Source organism: Kitasatospora sp. NBC_01266 (genome assembly GCF_036242395.1).
Taxonomy (GTDB): Bacteria; Actinomycetota; Actinomycetes; order Streptomycetales; family Streptomycetaceae; genus Kitasatospora.
Genome location: NZ_CP108458.1, coordinates 1,115,542 through 1,134,207 on the forward strand (window position 1 = coordinate 1,115,542; position 18,666 = coordinate 1,134,207).

Annotated in this window: 11 protein-coding genes and 3 rRNA genes; 4 read left to right on the forward strand and 10 right to left on the reverse strand. The window is 68.4% G+C overall.

The window, feature by feature from the left end; genetic code table 11:
• Positions 1 to 8 precede the first annotated feature (8 nt).
• The 7 genes from OG403_RS05030 to OG403_RS05060 form a co-directional block, all read right to left on the reverse strand.
• Complete coding sequence (locus OG403_RS05030; protein ID WP_329561759.1) at positions 9 to 341, reverse strand: small basic family protein; 333 nt, start codon at positions 339 to 341, stop codon at positions 9 to 11.
• On the reverse strand, positions 338 to 1,303 hold the full coding sequence (locus tag OG403_RS05035) for a DUF881 domain-containing protein (protein WP_442910859.1): 966 nt from the start codon (positions 1,301 to 1,303) through the stop codon (positions 338 to 340). Before OG403_RS05035 ends, OG403_RS05030 begins: the two co-directional genes overlap by 4 nt.
• Before the next feature lie 114 nt (positions 1,304 to 1,417).
• Entirely contained in the window at positions 1,418 to 3,913 is a 2,496-nt protein-coding gene (locus OG403_RS05040; protein ID WP_329561763.1) for a mannose-1-phosphate guanyltransferase, read from the reverse strand.
• A 125-nt stretch (positions 3,914 to 4,038) separates the two neighbouring features.
• Complete coding sequence (pgsA, locus tag OG403_RS05045; protein WP_329561764.1) at positions 4,039 to 4,650, reverse strand: CDP-diacylglycerol--glycerol-3-phosphate 3-phosphatidyltransferase; 612 nt, start codon at positions 4,648 to 4,650, stop codon at positions 4,039 to 4,041.
• 111 nt (positions 4,651 to 4,761) lie between these two features.
• A 5S ribosomal RNA gene (gene rrf, locus OG403_RS05050) occupies positions 4,762 to 4,878 on the reverse strand.
• 83 nt (positions 4,879 to 4,961) lie between these two features.
• A 23S ribosomal RNA gene (locus OG403_RS05055) occupies positions 4,962 to 8,081 on the reverse strand.
• A 273-nt stretch (positions 8,082 to 8,354) separates the two neighbouring features.
• Positions 8,355 to 9,876: ribosomal RNA gene (locus OG403_RS05060) — 16S ribosomal RNA — on the reverse strand.
• Together the 16S, 23S and 5S rRNA genes form the textbook arrangement of a ribosomal RNA operon.
• Before the next feature lie 695 nt (positions 9,877 to 10,571).
• Between OG403_RS05060 and OG403_RS05065 the strand changes: the two genes are divergently transcribed.
• A complete protein-coding gene (locus tag OG403_RS05065; RefSeq protein ID WP_329561765.1) occupies positions 10,572 to 11,021 on the forward strand; it encodes a PTS sugar transporter subunit IIA in 450 nt (149 codons plus the stop codon).
• A 121-nt stretch (positions 11,022 to 11,142) separates the two neighbouring features.
• Positions 11,143 to 12,813 (forward strand): phosphoenolpyruvate--protein phosphotransferase, encoded by a 1,671-nt coding sequence (ptsP, locus tag OG403_RS05070; RefSeq protein ID WP_329561767.1) that lies wholly within the window; start codon positions 11,143 to 11,145, stop codon positions 12,811 to 12,813.
• 52 nt (positions 12,814 to 12,865) lie between these two features.
• Here the strand turns inward: ptsP and OG403_RS05075 are convergent, their stop codons facing one another.
• The gene (locus OG403_RS05075; protein WP_329561769.1) at positions 12,866 to 14,905 is read right to left on the reverse strand and encodes an acetoacetate--CoA ligase; all 2,040 of its coding nucleotides are present in this window, start codon (positions 14,903 to 14,905) and stop codon (positions 12,866 to 12,868) included.
• Positions 14,906 to 15,050: 145 nt separating this feature from the next.
• On the opposite strand from OG403_RS05075, the gene OG403_RS05080 reads away from it, so the two are divergent.
• Complete coding sequence (locus OG403_RS05080; protein WP_329561770.1) at positions 15,051 to 16,070, forward strand: Lrp/AsnC family transcriptional regulator; 1,020 nt, start codon at positions 15,051 to 15,053, stop codon at positions 16,068 to 16,070.
• Here the strand turns inward: OG403_RS05080 and OG403_RS05085 are convergent.
• On the reverse strand, positions 16,057 to 17,256 hold the full coding sequence (locus tag OG403_RS05085) for a M20 metallopeptidase family protein (protein ID WP_329561772.1): 1,200 nt from the start codon (positions 17,254 to 17,256) through the stop codon (positions 16,057 to 16,059). The genes OG403_RS05080 and OG403_RS05085 overlap by 14 nt on opposite strands.
• Positions 17,257 to 17,405: 149 nt before the next feature.
• Here OG403_RS05085 and OG403_RS05090 point away from each other — a divergent pair, with 149 nt between their 5' ends.
• Positions 17,406 to 18,047, forward strand: coding sequence for a TIGR03085 family metal-binding protein (locus tag OG403_RS05090; RefSeq protein WP_329561773.1), 642 nt, complete (start codon positions 17,406 to 17,408; stop codon positions 18,045 to 18,047).
• Here OG403_RS05090 and OG403_RS05095 read toward each other — a convergent pair.
• Complete coding sequence (locus OG403_RS05095; protein WP_329561775.1) at positions 17,980 to 18,663, reverse strand: flavin reductase family protein; 684 nt, start codon at positions 18,661 to 18,663, stop codon at positions 17,980 to 17,982. The genes OG403_RS05090 and OG403_RS05095 overlap by 68 nt on opposite strands.
• Between the last annotated feature and the right edge of the window lie 3 nt (positions 18,664 to 18,666).

Sequence of the window (18,666 nt, forward strand, 5' to 3'; positions counted from 1 at the left end):
CACCTGCCTCAGGCCCGGAACACGTGCCGCCGGATGGCAGCCGCGTTGGAGAAGATCCGGATGCCCAGCACCACGACCACACCGGTGGACAGCTGCGAGCCCACGCCCAGCTGGTCACCGAGGAAGACGATCAGCGCCGCCACCACCACGTTGGACAGGAAGGAGACCACGAAGACCTTGTCGTCGAAGATCCCGTCGAGCATCGCCCGCACGCCGCCGAAGACGGCGTCCAGCGCGGCCACCACGGCGATCGGCAGGTAGGGCACGACGACCGCCGGCACCGACGGCTGCACGAAGAGCCCGACGATGACACCTGCTACCAGGCCCATTACGGCGATCACGGCTTGGTTGCTCCTGTCGTGGCGGGTGAGGGTGCCGGTGTGGCGGCTGTCGTGGGTGCCGCGGTGCTCGGTGGCGTGGCGTCCGGGGTCGCGAGGCGGACCGTGAAGCCCACGGCGGCGGGCAGGTCCAACGAGTGCTGCGCGGTGGCGGTTGCCCTGATCCCGTAGCTGCTCTGCAGGACCCGCAGGTACTGGCCGGCGCTGCTGTCCTGGAACGCGCCGGGCAGCCGCTTCTCGTCGCCGACCGCCAGCACCGTGTACGGCGGCACCAGCGGCCGGTTGTCGACCAGGATCGCGTCCCCAGCCGCCCGGATCGCGGAGAGCGAGGTGAGCCGCTGCCCGTTCACCGACACCGCCTCGGCCCCGGACTGCCAGAGCCCGTTGACGATCAGCTGGAGATCCCGGTCATGCAGGCGGCCACCGGTGAAGTCGTCCGCGACGCGCGGGTCGATCCCGCCGTCGGAATCCGTCCCGGTCGCGTCGTCCAGCACCAGCTTGAGGCCGGGACCGCGCACCGCCCCGGTGCCGACCGCGGCGGCGAGGTCGGTCAGCGCGACGTCACCGCCGCTCTCCTTCAGAGCGCGCTGCTGCTCCTGGTCGACCTGGGTGCGGGCGGCCTCGACCTGCTTCTGCAACCGGTCGGCGGCGGCGGTCTCATCGGTGACCTTCTGCACCAAAGCGTCGTGCTGCTTGGCCAGCACCGGCTCGTCGTCATGCGCGGTGACCCCACTGACCGTCACCACCACGGCCGCCAGTGCCAGCCCGAGGGCCAGCAGCAGGCGTCCCCGGGTGGTGGTGGGCAGTCGACGCCGGCCCACCTCGCCACGGGCCTGCGCGGCGGCGGCGTAGCCCTCGTCCAGGCTCTGGTCCATCACGGTGGTCAGCAGCCTCATCGAGGCATCGGGACGGGCGAACCGCCCACTCCCCCGCACCGGTGGCTGCGTCGCTGACATGCGGCACATCGTCCCATGACGCCGCGACCCCCGGCGACCAGCCCCCGATTTCAGGGCCGACCGCCAGGGGCCGCACGCTCAACGACGGTTCCGCGGTGCGCGGTTGTGACGTATACGGCTGGTTCAGCGCCCGGCGCTGTCCACCACCGCCGCCCACTCGTCCAGCAGACCCTGGGTGGCCTCGTCGTCCGGGGCCTCGGCCCACAGGTGGGTGACCGCCTCCGCCGGGTCCGGCAGCACCAGGGTCCACCGCCCGTCGGGCTCGACCACCCGGACGCCGTCGGTGGTGTCCAGGCGCCGATTGCCGGCCGCCTCCACCACCGAGCGCATCACCATGCCCTTGGCCGCCCACGGGGTGGCGATGTCCCGACGCTGCATGTGGGCCTGCGGGATCCGGGCATCGATCTGGCTGAGCGTCAGCTGCGTGCGGGCCACCAGCCCGACCAGCCGGACGAAAGCCGCCGCCCCGTCCATCACGCCGCTGAACTCCGGGACCACGAAGCCGCCCCGGCCGTCCCCGCCGAAGATGGTGCCATCGGCGGCAGCCGCCTTGGCCAGGTCGTCCGGCGAGGTGGAGGTCCAGATGACCTGGGTGCCGTGGTAGGCCGCCACCTGCTCGGCGATCCGGGTGGTGGTCACCGGCAGCGCCACCTGCCCGCTCCGGCGCTCGGCGGCCACCAGGTCCAGCAGCACCAGCAGCGCCCGGTCGTCCTCGATCACCCGGCCCAGCTCGTCCACGAAGGAGACCCGCTCACCGACCGGGTCGAACCGCACCCCGAAGGCGGCCCGCGAAGACGCCACCAGAGCGCCCAGCCGGGCCAGCCCGGCCCTTCGCTCCTCGGCGTCCTCGGTGGGCCTGGCCTCGTCCAGGCCGCCGCTGACGGTCAGTGCCTCCACCCCGAGCCGGCCCAGGATGCTGGGCAGGACGAGCCCGGCGCTGCCGTGCGCGGTGTCCACCACCACCTTGAGCCCGGCCTCCCGGACCCCGGTGGTGTCGATCGCCCGCAGCAGGTTGCCCGCGTAGGAGTCGAAGACGCTGGACGGGAAGGTCAGGTCCCCGATCTCGCCCGGGAAGGCCCGGCGGTACTCCTGGCGGGAGTAGACCCGGTCCAGCTTGCGCTGGCCGGCCTGGGAGAGGTCGGCGCCGCGCTCGTCGAAGAAGAGGATGTCCAGCGAATCCGGCACCCCGGGCGTGGTGCGCAGGAAGATGCCGCCGGCGCTGCCCCGCGCGGTGTGCTGACGGGCCACCGGCAGCGGCACGTTCTCCAGGTCGCGCACGTCGATGGCGCTGGTCTGCAGCGCCGAGATCATCGCCCGTTTGAGCGCACGGGCACCACGCGAGTGGTCACGCGCGATGGTGACGGTGGCGCCCTTCTTCAGCGTGGTCGCGTACGCCCCCGCCAGCCGCACCGCGAGTTCCGGGGTGATCTCGACGTTGAGGATCCCCGAGACGCCGCGCGCGCCGAACAGGTGCTCCTGGCCCCGCGACTCCCAGATCACCGAGGTGTTGACGAAGGCGCCGGCCTCGATCGTCTTGAACGGATAGACCCGCACCCCGCCCGCGATGATCGACTCCTCGCCGATCAGGCACTCGTCACCGATGACCGCGCCGTCCTCGATCCGGGCCGCACGCATCACATCGGTGTTCTTGCCGACCACGCAGCCGCGCAGGTTGGTCTGCGGACCCACGTAGACGTTGTCGTGCACCACGGCCTTGTGCAGGAACGCGCCGCGCTTGACGACCACGTTGCTGCCGAGCACCGTGTGCTCGCGCAGCTCCACGCCCGCCTCCACCTTGGCGTAGTCACCGATGTAGAGCGGACCGCGCAGGATCGCCTCCGGATCGACCTCGGCCCCCTCGGCGACCCAGACTCCCGGCGAGATCTCGAAGCCGTCCAGCTCGACCTCGACCTTGCCCTCCAGGACGTCGGCCTGGGCCTTCTGGTAGCTCTCGTGGGTGCCCACGTCCTCCCAGTAGCCCTCGGCGACATAGCCGAAGACCGGCTTGCCCTCCTTGAGCAGCTGCGGGAACACGTCACTCGACCAGTCGACCGACACCCCGGCCGCGACGTAGTCGAAGACCTCGGGCTCCATCACGTAGATGCCGGTGTTCACCGTGTCGGAGAAGACCTGGCCCCAGGTCGGCTTCTCCAGGAACCGCTCGACCCGGCCGTCATCGTCGACGATCGTGATACCGAATTCCAACGGGTCGGGGACCCTGGTCAGACAGACCGTCACCAGCGCACCCTTGCGCCGGTGAAAGGCAATCAGCTCGGACAGGTCAAAATCGGTGAGCGCGTCTCCGGAAATGACGAGGAAAGAGTCGTCACGCAGTGCGTCCTCGGCGTTCTTGACGCTGCCGGCGGTACCGAGCGGAACCTCCTCGTTCGCATAGGTGAGGTTCATGCCGAGTTCCTCACCGTCGCCGAAGTAGTTCTTCACCAGCGAGGCGAGGAACTGCACGGTGACCACGGTGTCGGTGAGGCCGTGCCGCTTGAGCAACCGCAGCACGTGCTCCATGATCGGGCGGTTGGCCACTGGTAGGAGCGGCTTCGGCATGCTCGAAGTCATCGGGCGGAGACGAGTTCCCTCGCCTCCTGCCATCACAACGGCTTTCATTGCGGGTGCGTCCTCCTTCGCGGCAATGGACTCCACGTCCATCAAACCGTTCCAGGACACCTCTACCCGGCAGAAAAGATCCGACGCGCGGACAGCAGGGTCATCTGCGCCACGATTACACCGAGTCAGCGCACAGCCGCGGCTTCCGCCTTCACGATCCGCCGGGCCTGAACGGCGTACAGGATGCCGGCCCACCAGTACAGCACGGTGCCCCACCAGATGAACGCCCAGCTGACGGCCTCGGCGGTGCGGTGGATCCAGCCGTCGCCCTGCCCCAGCAGCAGCAGCGGAAAGGCGTACATCAGATTGAACGTGGCCGCTTTGCCCAGAAAACTGACCTGCAGCGGACCGTAGCCGTGCCGGTTGAGAATCGGTAGAAGCGAGGCGATGAAGAGCTCACGCGCCAGCAGGATCGCGGTCAGCCACCACGGCAGGATCTCCCGCCAGGTCAGCCCGAGCAGCGTGGACAGCACGTAGAGCCGGTCCGCCAGCGGATCCAGGATCTGCCCCACCCGGCTGATCTGGCCCCACCTGCGGGCCAGCTTCCCGTCCAGGTAGTCGCTGATCCCGCTGAGCAGCAGGATGAGCAACGCCCACCCGTCATTGTTCGGCCCGTCGAACTTCGGCCAGAGAATAAGCCAGAGGAAGACCGGGACCCCGACCAGCCGCGCCATGCTGAGCAGGTTGGGAATGGTGAGGACGCGGTCGGTCTGGACGCGCGTCTCCTGGACCTCCACCCGGGGGCCTCCTGTCCTGATGATGACTGTGCGGGCCCGACTTTACCCGGCCCCACCCTGGAACGCGAAGAAGCCCCCAGCCGAATGGCTGGGGGCTTCTTCAGAAGAATTGTTCGGCGGCGTCCTACTCTCCCACAGGGTCCCCCCTGCAGTACCATCGGCGCTATGAGGCTTAGCTTCCGGGTTCGGAATGTAACCGGGCGTTTCCCTCACGCTATGACCACCGAAACACTATGAAACTGTCAACCGCACCACACCGTGACCTGGCGTGGGGTCGTTGTTTCAGAACAACACAGTGGACGCGAGCAACTGAGGACAAGCCCTCGGCCTATTAGTACCGGTCAGCTCCACCCCTTACGAGGCTTCCACATCCGGCCTATCAACCCAGTCGTCTACTGGGAGCCTTACCCTCTCAAGGAGGTGGGAGTGCTCATCTCGAAGCAGGCTTCCCGCTTAGATGCTTTCAGCGGTTATCCCTCCCGAACGTAGCCAACCAGCCATGCCCTTGGCAGGACAACTGGCACACCAGAGGTTCGTCCGTCCCGGTCCTCTCGTACTAGGGACAGCCCTTCTCAACACTCCTACGCGCACAGCGGATAGGGACCGAACTGTCTCACGACGTTCTAAACCCAGCTCGCGTACCGCTTTAATGGGCGAACAGCCCAACCCTTGGGACCTACTCCAGCCCCAGGATGCGACGAGCCGACATCGAGGTGCCAAACCATCCCGTCGATATGGACTCTTGGGGAAGATCAGCCTGTTATCCCCGGGGTACCTTTTATCCGTTGAGCGACGGCGCTTCCACAAGCCACCGCCGGATCACTAGTCCCTGCTTTCGCACCTGCTCGACCCGTCGGTCTCACAGTCAAGCTCCCTTGTGCACTTACACTCAACACCTGATTGCCAACCAGGCTGAGGGAACCTTTGGGCGCCTCCGTTACTCTTTAGGAGGCAACCGCCCCAGTTAAACTACCCACCAGACACTGTCCCTGATCCGGATCACGGACCCAGGTTAGACATCCAGCACGACCAGAGTGGTATTTCAACGACGACTCCACAACAACTGGCGTTGCTGCTTCAAAGTCTCCCACCTATCCTACACAAGCCGAACCGAACACCAATATCAAGCTATAGTAAAGGTCCCGGGGTCTTTCCGTCCTGCTGCGCGAAACGAGCATCTTTACTCGTAATGCAATTTCACCGGGCCTATGGTTGAGACAGTCGAGAAGTCGTTACGCCATTCGTGCAGGTCGGAACTTACCCGACAAGGAATTTCGCTACCTTAGGATGGTTATAGTTACCACCGCCGTTTACTGGCGCTTAAGTTCTCAGCTTCGCCTAGTCGAAACTAAGCTAACCGGTCCCCTTAACGTTCCAGCACCGGGCAGGCGTCAGTCCGTATACATCGCCTTACGGCTTCGCACGGACCTGTGTTTTTAGTAAACAGTCGCTTCTCGCTGGTCTCTGCGGCCACCCCCAGCTCAGAGAGCAAGTCTCATCACCAGGAATGGCCCCCCTTCTCCCGAAGTTACGGGGGCATTTTGCCGAGTTCCTTAACCATAGTTCACCCGAACGCCTCGGTATTCTCTACCTGACCACCTGAGTCGGTTTGGGGTACGGGCCGCCATGAAACTCGCTAGAGGCTTTTCTCGACAGCATAGGATCATCCACTTCACCACAATCGGCTCGGCATCAGGTCTCAGCCTCAATGAGTGACGGATTTGCCTATCACTCGGCCTACACCCTTACCCCGGGACTACCACCGCCCGGGCTGGACTACCTTCCTGCGTCACCCCATCGCTCACCTACTACCCTGTTGGATCAGCGGCTCCACCACGTCCCTTTGTCCGAAGACTCCGGGCCGGCTTCACGGCTTTAGCATTCAGAGGTTCGACGTTGGCGCTTCAAAGCGGGTACGGGAATATCAACCCGTTGTCCATCGACTACGCCTGTCGGCCTCGCCTTAGGTCCCGACTTACCCTGGGCAGATCAGCTTGACCCAGGAACCCTTGGTCAATCGGCGCAAGAGTTTCCCACTCTTGTATCGCTACTCATGCCTGCATTCTCACTCGTATCCCGTCCACGACTCGATTCCTCGGCCGCTTCACCCGGAACACGACGCTCCCCTACCCATCCACAGCGTCGTTGGACGTATTCTGTGAATGACACGACTTCGGTGGTGTGCTTGAGCCCCGCTACATTGTCGGCGCGGAATCACTTGACCAGTGAGCTATTACGCACTCTTTCAAGGGTGGCTGCTTCTAAGCCAACCTCCTGGTTGTCTCTGCGACTCCACATCCTTTCCCACTTAGCACACGCTTAGGGACCTTAGTCGGTGTTCTGGGCTGTTTCCCTCTCGACCATGGAGCTTATCCCCCACAGTCTCACTGCCACGCTCTCACTTACCGGCATTCGGAGTTTGGCTAAGGTCAGTAACCCGGTGAGGCCCATCGCCTATCCAGTGCTCTACCTCCGGCAAGAAACACGTGACGCTGCACCTAAATGCATTTCGGGGAGAACCAGCTATCACGGAGTTTGATTGGCCTTTCACCCCTAACCACAGGTCATCCCCCAGGTTTTCAACCCTGGTGGGTTCGGTCCTCCACGCGGTCTTACCCGCGCTTCAACCTGCCCATGGCTAGATCACTCCGCTTCGGGTCTTGGGCATGCAACTCAAACGCCCTATTCGGACTCGCTTTCGCTACGGCTACCCCACACGGGTTAACCTCGCTACACACCGCAAACTCGCAGGCTCATTCTTCAAAAGGCACGCAGTCACGGCCCGCCAGTAAACTGACGAACGACGCTCCCACGGCTTGTAGGCACACGGTTTCAGGTACTATTTCACTCCGCTCCCGCGGTACTTTTCACCATTCCCTCACGGTACTATCCGCTATCGGTCACCAGGGAATATTTAGGCTTAGCGGGTGGTCCCGCCAGATTCACACGGAATTTCTCGGGCTCCGTGCTACTTGGGAGAAGCTCAAGTGAGCCGCTAATGTTTCGTCTACGGGGGTCTTACCCTCTACGCCGGACCTTTCGCATGTCCTTCGACTACACCAACGGTTTCTGACTCACCCAGCCGCCGGCAGACGACTGAAGAACTTTCCCACGACCCCGAAATGGCAACCCCTGCCGGGTCTCACACCACTCCGGTTTAGCCTCATCCGGTTTCGCTCGCCACTACTCCCGGAATCACGGTTGTTTTCTCTTCCTGCGGGTACTGAGATGTTTCACTTCCCCGCGTTCCCTCCACATACCCTATGTGTTCAGGTATGGGTGACAGCCCATGACGACTGCCGGGTTTCCCCATTCGGACACCCCCGGATCAAAGCTCGGTTGACAGCTCCCCGGGGCCTATCGCGGCCTCCCACGTCCTTCATCGGTTCCTGGTGCCAAGGCATCCACCGTGCGCCCTTAAAAACTTGGCCACAGATGCTCGCGTCCACTGTGCAGTTCTCAAACAACGACCAGACACCCACACTCAACACCCCAACAGGGCGCCTCGCATGGGACCGGCACTGAGACAACGATTACTCGTTCCCTCAGGACCCAACAACGTGCCCGACACACCAGATCAACCGAAACCGTTCCACGCCGAAGCAGTACTAGGAGACAACCAACCCTGTGTGCCGAATAGTCAACGTTCCACCCATGAGCAACCGTGCGAGACATTCGCTCGCAACCGGCCATGTGCTCCTTAGAAAGGAGGTGATCCAGCCGCACCTTCCGGTACGGCTACCTTGTTACGACTTCGTCCCAATCGCTGGTCCCACCTTCGACGGCTCCCTCCCAAGGGTTAGGCCACCGGCTTCGGGTGTTACCGACTTTCGTGACGTGACGGGCGGTGTGTACAAGGCCCGGGAACGTATTCACCGCAGCATGCTGATCTGCGATTACTAGCAACTCCAACTTCATGGGGTCGAGTTGCAGACCCCAATCCGAACTGAGGCCGGCTTTTTGGGATTCGCTCCACCTCACGGTATCGCAGCCCTTTGTACCGACCATTGTAGCACGTGTGCAGCCCAAGACATAAGGGGCATGATGATTTGACGTCGTCCCCACCTTCCTCCGAGTTGACCCCGGCAGTCTCCTGTGAGTCCCCATCACCCCGAAAGGCATGCTGGCAACACAGAACAAGGGTTGCGCTCGTTGCGGGACTTAACCCAACATCTCACGACACGAGCTGACGACAACCATGCACCACCTGTATACCGACCACAAGGGGGCGCCCATCTCTGAACGTTTCCGGTATATGTCAAGCCTTGGTAAGGTTCTTCGCGTTGCGTCGAATTAAGCCACATGCTCCGCTGCTTGTGCGGGCCCCCGTCAATTCCTTTGAGTTTTAGCCTTGCGGCCGTACTCCCCAGGCGGGGAACTTAATGCGTTAGCTGCGGCACCGACGACGTGGAATGTCGCCAACACCTAGTTCCCAACGTTTACGGCGTGGACTACCAGGGTATCTAATCCTGTTCGCTCCCCACGCTTTCGCTCCTCAGCGTCAGTAATGGCCCAGAGATCCGCCTTCGCCACCGGTGTTCCTCCTGATATCTGCGCATTTCACCGCTACACCAGGAATTCCGATCTCCCCTACCACACTCTAGCCTGCCCGTATCGAATGCAGACCCGGGGTTAAGCCCCGGGCTTTCACATCCGACGCGACAGGCCGCCTACGAGCTCTTTACGCCCAATAATTCCGGACAACGCTCGCACCCTACGTATTACCGCGGCTGCTGGCACGTAGTTAGCCGGTGCTTCTTCTGCAGGTACCGTCACTTGCGCTTCTTCCCTGCTGAAAGAGGTTTACAACCCGAAGGCCGTCATCCCTCACGCGGCGTCGCTGCATCAGGCTTTCGCCCATTGTGCAATATTCCCCACTGCTGCCTCCCGTAGGAGTCTGGGCCGTGTCTCAGTCCCAGTGTGGCCGGTCGCCCTCTCAGGCCGGCTACCCGTCGTCGCCTTGGTAGGCCATTACCCCACCAACAAGCTGATAGGCCGCGGGCTCATCCTGCACCGCCGGAGCTTTACACCAACCCCCATGCGGAGGAAGGTCATATCCGGTATTAGACCCCGTTTCCAGGGCTTGTCCCAGAGTGCAGGGCAGATTGCCCACGTGTTACTCACCCGTTCGCCACTGATCCACCCCGAAGGGCTTCACCGTTCGACTTGCATGTGTTAAGCACGCCGCCAGCGTTCGTCCTGAGCCAGGATCAAACTCTCCGTGAATGTTTTCCCGTAATCGGGTCGACACCCGCGTTGAGCGGCACGACAACCACCGGAATAGGGTGACCTCGTGCACTGCGTCCTCGCTAGTGTTTTACTTCAAAAGGAATCTCCAACCCCGATCAAACGATCGAGGCCGGGGATGTCAACATATCTGGCGTTGACTTTTGGCACGCTGTTGAGTTCTCAAGGAACGGACGCTTCCTTCAAGCCGCTCTCGCAAGCTCTCCGGGCGCTTCGTTCTTTCGTGGCCTCAGCGTATCACGTGAGTTTCGTTCGGATTTCGCCGGACATTCACTCAGTTTTGGCGCTGGATTCACACCGCCTCGCGGCGACTCGGCCAACCATAGCGGCTCCGCGACGGTCCGCCTAATCGAGCATGGTGCGGCTCGGGGCGCGACCGCACCAGCACCGTGCGGGACGGCGCGCCGGGGCGATCGTCGGACTCACTCGGATGCCGTAGAGTGCGGCGCGTCGACGAAGAGGACTAGACCACTTGGGTCACACAAGGGCCTGACCGGCCCGGGATCGGTCGGCGGCCGACGCCGGAGTGAGTGCGGCGGGTCGCGCGTGACCGTCCGGGCGGGTGGTTCCTTATGGGACGGTATGTCCGAAGTTGGCATGATTTAGGCTTCGGCCGACACATCCCGCCGCTGCTCGCGGTCGCTCGCTGTACTCCGCACCTGGGAGGTTCCACCATGACCACCGTGACGTCGCCGCTGGCCGGCCGCGCCATTGGACTTGCCAACGTGCCCGACCCCGTCTTCTCCGGCGCGATGGTGGGTCCCGGCACTGCTATCGATCCGGTGCGCGAGCCCACCACGGCGGTCGCGCCGGTGGACGGGCTGGTTGTCTCCATGCACCCGCACGCGTTCGTGGTGATGGACGAGGACGGCCATGGCGTTCTCACTCACCTGGGGATCGACACCGTGCAGTTGAACGGGGAAGGCTTCGAGCTGCTGGTCAGCAAGGGCGACCAGGTGAAGCGGGGGCAGCCGGTGATCGCGTGGAACCCGGCCGCGGTGGAGGCTGCCGGCAAGTCGCCGATCTCGCCGATCGTGGCGCTGGAGGCCTCGGTGGAGCAGCTCGGCGCGGTGGCCGAGTCGGGCGAGGTCGCCACTGGCGGCGAGCTGTTCACCTGGAACTGACGCAACCCGCACACCCGGATCCGGGTCAGGCCGGAACCGACTCAACGGAACACCGGACAACGCCCCGTCCCACATGCTCTGGTGGGACGGGGCTGCGATGCGGGCGAGAGGAATGAAGCACATGGAGAAGACGCTGCGCGGCGTGGGTGTCAGCCACGGGGTCGCCATCGGCCAGGTGCGGCACATGGGTACCGCCGTCCTGGAGCCCGCGACCGTCCAGATCCCGACCGAGGACGCGCCGCGCGAGCAGGCGCGGGCCAAGGCGGCCGTGGACGCGGTGGCCGCCGATCTGATCGCGCGCGGCAACCTGGCGGGCGGCGAGGCGCAGGCGGTGCTCGAGGCGCAGGCGCTGATGGCGCAGGATCCCGAGCTGATGGCGGATGTCGAGCGCCGGATCGCGGTGGGCAGCAGCGCCGAGCGCGGTGTCTATGACGCGTTCGCCGCCTACCGGGCGCTGCTGGCCGCGGCCGGCGAGTACCTGGCGGGCCGGGTGGCGGACCTGGACGACGTGCGCAACCGGATCGTGGCCCGGCTGATGGGCGTGCCGATGCCGGGTCTGCCGGACAGCGACGAGCCGTATGTGCTGCTCGCCCGGGACCTGGCGCCGGCCGACACCGCGCTGCTCGACCCGACGCTGGTGCTCGGCTTCGTGACCGAGGAGGGTGGGCCGACCAGCCACTCGGCGATCCTGGCGCGGGCGATGGGGGTGCCGGCCGTGGTCGCGCTGCCGGGGGCCACCGAGATCGCCGAGGGTGTCGTGGTGGCGGTGGACGGCAGCAGCGGCGAGGTGCTGATCGGCCCGAGCCAGGCGCATCAGGACGAACTGCGTCAGCTGGCCGCCGAGCGCAAGGCGGCGCTGGCGGCGTCCTCGGGTCCGGGCCGGACCTCGGACGGGCACCTGGTGCCGCTGCTGGCGAACGTCGGCGGTCCCGCTGATGTGGCGGCCGCGCTGGCGGCGGGGGCCGAAGGCGTCGGGCTGTTTCGGACCGAGTTCCTCTTCCTCGACGACTCCAAGCGGGCGCCGAGCGAGGCGGCCCAGGTCGAGGCCTACCGCAGGGTGCTGGAGGCCTTCCCGGAGGGCCGGGTGGTGGTCCGGGTGCTGGACGCGGGCGCCGACAAGCCGCTGGACTTCCTGACCCCGGCCGACGAGCCGAACCCGGCGCTCGGGGTGCGCGGCCTGCGCACCCTGCTGGAGCACCCGGAGGTGCTGCACACCCAGCTGCGGGCGTTGGCGACGGCGGCGCAGGGGCTGCCGGTGCACCTTGAGGTGATGGCGCCGATGGTGGCGGACCGGGCGGACGCCAAGGCGTTCGCGCAGGCCTGCCGCGAGGCGGGGCTGCGGGCGAAGTTCGGCGCGATGGTGGAGATCCCGTCGGCCGCGCTGCGGGCCCGCGCGATCCTGGAGGAGGTCGAGTTCCTCTCGCTGGGGACCAACGACCTGGCGCAGTACACCTTCGCGGCGGACCGTCAGGTGGGTGCGCTGGCCCGGCTGCAGGACCCGTGGCAGCCGGCGCTGCTGGACCTGGTGGCGGCGGCGGCCTCGGCGGCGCAGGCCGCCGGCAAGAGCTGCGGGGTGTGCGGGGAGGCGGCCGCCGATCCGCTGCTGGCCTGCGTGCTGATCGGCCTCGGGGTGACCAGCCTGTCGATGGGCGCGGCCTCGATCCCGTACGTGCGGGCCTCGCTGGGGACCTTCACGCTGGCGCAGTGCCGGCGGGCCGCCGAGGCCGCTCGGGCGGCGGACAGCGCCGAGGAGGCGCGGCTGGCCGCGCAGCAGGTGCTGTCCGGCGAGTGAGCCGAACGCGGTGAACGCGAAGGGCCCCCGCCGTGGCGGGGGCCCTTCGCGTTCAGGCGCGGCGTTCGCGGCCGAGGCGCTCGAAGAAGCGCAGATGGTCGAGGTTGTCGACGGAGCCGGGGTTGACCGCCTGGTCGAGCGGGGTGCCGGAGAGCAGGCGCTTGACCGGGACCTCGATCCGCTTGCCGGTGAGGGTGTGCGGCAGGCCGTCGACGGCGATCACCTCGTCGGGGACGTGGCGCGGGGAGAGCTGCTCGCGCAGCACGGAGCGGATCCGCCCGCGCAGGTCGTCGTCGAGTTCGGCGCCGGGGGCGAGGACGACGAAGAGCGGCATCCAGTAGCCGCCGCCGTCCTCCTCCAGGCCGATCACCAGGGATTCGGCGATCTCGGGCAGCCGCTCGACCACCTCGTAGATGTCCGAGGAGCCCATCCGCACGCCCTGGCGGTTGAGGGTGGAGTCGGAGCGGCCGTGGATGATCACGGTGCCGCGCGAGGTGACGGTGATCCAGTCGCCGTGCCGCCAGGTGCCGGGGAACATCTCGAAGTAGCTGTCCCGGTAGCGGGAGCCGTCGGGGTCGTTCCAGAAGCCGGTGGGCATGGACGGGATCGGCGCGGTGACCACCAGTTCGCCGACCTGGTCGGTGTGCGGCTTGCCGTTGACGTCCCAGGACTCGACGGCGGCGCCCAGGCAGGGGGCCTGGATCTCGCCGAGGTACACGGGCAGGGTGGGGACGCCGCCGACGAAGCAACTGCAGACGTCGGTGCCGCCGCTGACCGAGGCGAGCCAGACGTCCGGCTTGACCTCGTCGTAGATCCAGCGGAAGCCGTCGGGGGGCAGCGGGGAGCCGGTGGTGCCGAGGCAGCGGACGGCGGACAGGTCGAGGTCGCGGCCCGGGTGCAGCTCGGCCTTGCGGCTGGCGATCACGTAGGCGGCGGAGGTGCCGAGCACGGTGGCGCGGGTGCGGGCGGCCACCTCCCACAGGGCGCCGGTGGTGGGGTGGCCCGGGCTGCCGTCGTAGGTGACCACGGTGGCGCCCACCAGCAGGCCGGCCACCAGGAAGTTCCACATCATCCAGCCGGTGGAGGTGTACCAGAGGAAGCGGTCGTCCGGGCCGAGGTCGAGCTGCAGGGCGGCCTGCTTGAGGTGCTCGACCAGGATGCCGCCCTGGCTCTGCACGATGGCCTTGGGCAGGCCGGTGGTGCCGGAGGAGTAGAGCACCCAGAGCGGGTGGTCGAAGGGGACCTGCTCGAAGACCGGCTCGGTGTCGGCGGCGGTGAGGTCGGCCCAGTCCAGGGCGCCCTCGGGGGCCGGGGTGCCGAGCAGCGGGACGTGCACCACGGCGCGCAGGGTGGGCAGTTCGCGGCGCAGCTCGGCGACCACCTCGGCACGGTCGTGGTTCTTGCCGCCGTAGTGGTAGCCGTCGACGGCGAACAGCATGACGGGCTCGATCTGCTGCAGGCGGTCAAGCACGCTGCGGGCGCCGAAGTCGGGGGCGCAGGACGTCCAGATCGCGCCGATCGAGGCGGTGGCGAGCAGCGCGACGACGGCCTGCGGGATGTTCGGCAGGTAGGCGCCGACCCGGTCGCCGGGGCCGACGCCCCGGTCGCGCAGCGCGGCGGCCAGCGAGCCGACCTGGCGGCGCAGTTCGGCCCAGCTGAGCGCGATCGGCTCGGCCGTGGTCTCGTCCAGGTGCAGGATCGCGGGCCGCTCGGCGTGGGCCGCCTCGGCGCCGAAGCGCAGCGCGTGCTCGGCGTAGTTGAGGGTGGCGCCGGGGAACCAGCGGGCGCCGGGCATCGCGGCGTCGGCGAGGACGGCCTGCGGCGGGGTGCCGAAGCGGACGTCGAAGTACTCGGTGACGGCGGTCCAGAACCGGTCGGGATCGGCGGTGGACCAGGCGTGCAGGTCGGCGTAGCGGGCGGCGGCGGTGGCGTCGTCCGGGGCGGGGGCGAGCGGGGCGGCGGGGGCGCCGTGGTGCTCGGCGGCCCAGGCCTGGAAGGCGACCAGGCGGGTGGCCGCGGCCGCCTCGGGGGTGGGGCGCCAGAGCGGCTCGCTCGCCGCGGCGGGGGCCTGGTCCTTGGGTGGGGTGCTCACGGTGGTGGTCTCCCGGCCGGAGGATGGGGGCGGGGTGGCGCTGGTGGCGTTGCCCCTCCCCGTGCGTACGGACGGTGCAGACCCTGCCATGTGATCGTCCGGTGCGCCAGGGGCGGCCGGTGCGGCCGGTCCTAGCATGGGGGCCGTGATCGACGAGTTGGATCTGGCGCTGGTCGACGCGCTGCGGGTGGAGCCGCGCGCGCCGTGGTCGCGGCTGGCCGGGCCGCTGGGGGTCGATCCGGCGACGCTGTCGCGGCGCTGGGCCCGGTTGGCGGCTGCCGGGGATGCCTGGGTGGCGAGCTATCCGTCGCTGGGCGGGGCCGGGTACGGGGTGCTCGCGATGGTGGAGGTGGAGTGCCTGGCCGGGCGGGTCGCTGCGGTGGCGGCCGAGCTGGCCGGGGATCCGGTGGCGGCGACGGTGGAGGTGGTCAGCGGGCGGGCGGACCTGCTGCTGACCGTGGCGGGGGTGTCGCAGCAGCAGCTGGCCCGCTACGTGCTGGAGCGGGTCGCGGTGCTGCCGGGGGTGCTGCGGACCCGGACCACGCTGGTGGAGCGGTTGGTGCGGGAGGGCAGCCACTGGCGGGACGGCGCGCTGGACGCCGGGCAGCGCGAGGCGATCGCGGTGCGGGCCGAGCCGGTGCCGTCGGACGCCGCGGGCGATCTGGTGCGGGACCGGGAGTTGCTGCGGGTGCTCGGCGACGACGGGCGGCTGCCGTTCGCCGAACTGGCGCAGCGCACCGGGCTGCCGGTCAGCACGGTGCGGCGGCGGCTCGGGCAGCTGCGCGCCTCGGGGCGGCTGGTGCTGCGCTGCGACACCTCCAGCCGGTTGACCGGGCGTCCGGTGAGCGTGCGGCTCTGGCTGGAGGTGCCGGGTGCGCAGCTGGGGCCGGCCGTCCGGTGGCTGGCCGGGCTGCCGCAGACCCGGATGTGCGCGCTCACCGTGGGGGCGGGGAACCTGCTGGTCTCGCTGGTGGTCCGGCAGCTGGGCGAGCTGCGGGTGCTGGAGGAGCGGCTCGCCGCCCGGGCGCCGGGGGCGGTGGTGCGGGAGCGGCAGGTGCCGCTGCGCACGGTGAAGCTGGTCGGGCGGCTGCTGGAGGAGGGCGGCCGGGCGCGCGGGTTCGTGCCGATCGATCCGTGGTTCGGCGCCGAGGTCACGCCTGGGTGAGGCGCTCCAGCGCGAGGCCGGCCAGCAGGGTGGCCGCATCGCCGAGCACGGCGTCGTCGAAGACGGCCTGCGGGGCGTGGTTGTAGGCGGCCGTGGTCGGGTCGGTGCCGGGCGGGCAGGCGCCGACCATCAGGTAGGCGGCGGGGACGTGCTCGGCGACCACCGCGAAGTCCTCGGAGCCGGCGATCGGGTAGGGCAGCTCGAAGAAGCGCTCGGCGCCGAGCAGTTGGCGGGCGGTGCGGGCGGCGAATCCGGTCTCCCCGGGGTGGTTGACGGTGACCGGGTAGCCCTCCTCGACCACGGCCTCGGCGGTCAGACCGTGCGCCTGGGCCACCGTGCGCGCGACCCGCGGTGCCTCGGCGAGCACCCGCTCGCGTGCCTCGGGCGAGAACGAGCGGATGGTGGCGGCGAAGACTGCCTGGTCGGGAATGACGTTGGCGGCCGTGCCCGCGTGGAAGCTGCCGACGGTGAGCACCACCGGGTCCTGGACGTCGAAGCGCCGGGTCACCATGGTCTGCAGCGCCAGCACGGCCTCGCAGGCGACCGGCACCGGGTCCAGTGCCAGGTGCGGGCTGGAGCCGTGGCCGCCGTGGCCCCGCACGGTGACGGTGAGGGTGTCCGAGCCGGCCAGCACCGGCCCGGGGCGGGTGGCGACCAGGCCGAACGGCAGCTGGGAGGCGCCGACGTGCAGCGCGTACGCGGCCACCGGCGGCTCGCCGGCGGCCTCCAGCACGCCCTCCTCGATCATCAGCTGGGCACCGCCGGCGCCCTCCTCGCCGGGCTGGAACATGAAGACGACGCTTCCGGGCAGCTCGGCCTGCCGCTCGGCGAGCAGGCGGGCGGCGCCGACCAGGGCGGCCGTGTGCAGGTCGTGACCGCAGGCGTGCATCGCGCCGGGGACGGCCGAGGCGTACGGGAGCCCGGTGTCCTCCTGGACCGGCAGCGCGTCCAGGTCGGCGCGGAGCAGCACGACCGGTCCCGGGCGGTGGCCGCGCAGCACGGCGGTGACCGAGCTGAGGCGCTTGCCGAGGGTGATCTCCAGCGGCAGGCCGTCCAGGGCGGCGAGCACCTTGGCCTGGGTCAGCGGCAGCTCCAGGCCGATCTCCGGCTCGCGGTGCAGGGCTCTGCGCAGGGCGGTGAGTTCGGGCTGGAGCCGGGCGGCGGATTCGCGCAGGGTGGGGGTCATCGGGACGCTCCTCGCGGGACGGCTGCGGTAGTGGCCCCGCCATGCTGTCGTGCCGGGCGGGCCGGGCGGAAGCATCCGCACGGATCGGCTCGCGGCGGGCCGCCGCGCGCACGGATCCGCCATCGCGCGGGCGCCGCTACCCTGACGGCATGGCGAATCACGTGCGCGGCGAGCGGCGGCGGTTGGCGGACCTGCTGGCGGCGGCGGGCCCGGACGCGCCGACGCTCTGCACCGGGTGGCGGACCCGGGAGCTGGCCGCGCACCTGCTGGTGCGCGAGGGCCGCCCGGACGCGGCGCCGGGGATCCAGCTGCCGCTGTTCGCGGGCTGGACGGCGCGGGTGCAGGCCGGATACGCGCGCCGCCCGTACACCGAGCTGCTGGCGCGGTTCCGGCAGGGGCCGCCGCGGCTGTCCCCGTTCGCGCTGCCCGGGGTGGACGAACTGGCCAACACGGTCGAGTACTTCGTGCACGCCGAGGACGTCCGGCGGGCGGTGGCCTGGGAACCGCAGGCGGTGGATCCGGAGTTGGCGGAGCTGCTCTGGCGGCGGCTGCCGCTGCCGGCCCGGTTCGGGCCGGGGCGGCGGACTCCGGTGCGGCTGCTGTTCTGCCTGCCGGACGGACGGAATCTGACGGTGGGTCAGCGGCGGCCCGGTTCGGTGCGGATCACCGGGGAGCCGGCCGAGTTGCTGCTGGTCGCGTTCGGGCGCGGGGCGCAGGCGCGGGTCAGCGTGAGCGGGCCGGCTGCGGAACTGGCCCGGCTGCGGGACGTGGTGGCGTTGCCGCCCGCGTAGCGTGCGGGGTCTGGCTGCGGTAGGAGTGGCCGAGTTCGGGCCCGAGGCCGAAGTAGTGGCGGAAGTTGTAGATCAGCGGGCTCCAGGCGGCCGGGTCGATGTGCGAGCTGCCGGGGATGACCAGGCGCGGGTCGGCGTGCACCTTCAGCACCTCGGTCTCGACGATGACGAACTCGCCCTCGAGCCCGGGTTGGAGCCGCGCGGCACGTGCCTCCAGCTGGATCGGGCACTCGGCGACCCGGGGCGCGGTGACCAGGTCGGCGGGCTGCGGGTGCAGGCCGGCTGCGGCGAACTTGTCCGGCTGGTAGCGGCAGCCGGCGGGCTTGGTCGTCGGCACCGGGTGGCGGCCGGTCAGCGGGGCCAGCGCCTCCACCGCGCGCCACTGGTCGGGGGCGGGCAGGTTGAGCACCAGGTCGGGGCGGGCCGCGAGGTTGCGTGCGCTCTGGCCGTCGGCGCCCAGGCCGAGGACGACGGTGCGGCGCAGCGCCCAGGCGGAGGAGATCGGGGCGAGGTTGGGCGTGCCGTCCTCGTTCACCGTGCTGAGCAGCACGACCGGCGTGCCGAAGTAGAGGATGGTCGGTTCGATCACCAGATGCGACTGGTTGCCTCGGTTCATACC

Excerpts from the sequence above, each read along its gene's own strand:
- OG403_RS05035 (WP_442910859.1), bottom strand. The coding sequence starts at position 1,303 with ATGTGCCGCATGTCAGCGACGCAGCCACCGGTGCGGGGGAGTGGGCGG.
- OG403_RS05040 (WP_329561763.1), bottom strand. The coding sequence starts at position 3,913 with ATGAAAGCCGTTGTGATGGCAGGAGGCGAGGGAACTCGTCTCCGCCCG.
- OG403_RS05065 (WP_329561765.1), top strand. The coding sequence starts at position 10,572 with ATGACCACCGTGACGTCGCCGCTGGCCGGCCGCGCCATTGGACTTGCC.
- ptsP (WP_329561767.1), top strand. The coding sequence starts at position 11,143 with ATGGAGAAGACGCTGCGCGGCGTGGGTGTCAGCCACGGGGTCGCCATC.
- OG403_RS05085 (WP_329561772.1), bottom strand. The coding sequence starts at position 17,256 with ATGACCCCCACCCTGCGCGAATCCGCCGCCCGGCTCCAGCCCGAACTC.
- OG403_RS05090 (WP_329561773.1), top strand. The coding sequence starts at position 17,406 with ATGGCGAATCACGTGCGCGGCGAGCGGCGGCGGTTGGCGGACCTGCTG.
- OG403_RS05095 (WP_329561775.1), bottom strand. The coding sequence starts at position 18,663 with ATGAACCGAGGCAACCAGTCGCATCTGGTGATCGAACCGACCATCCTC.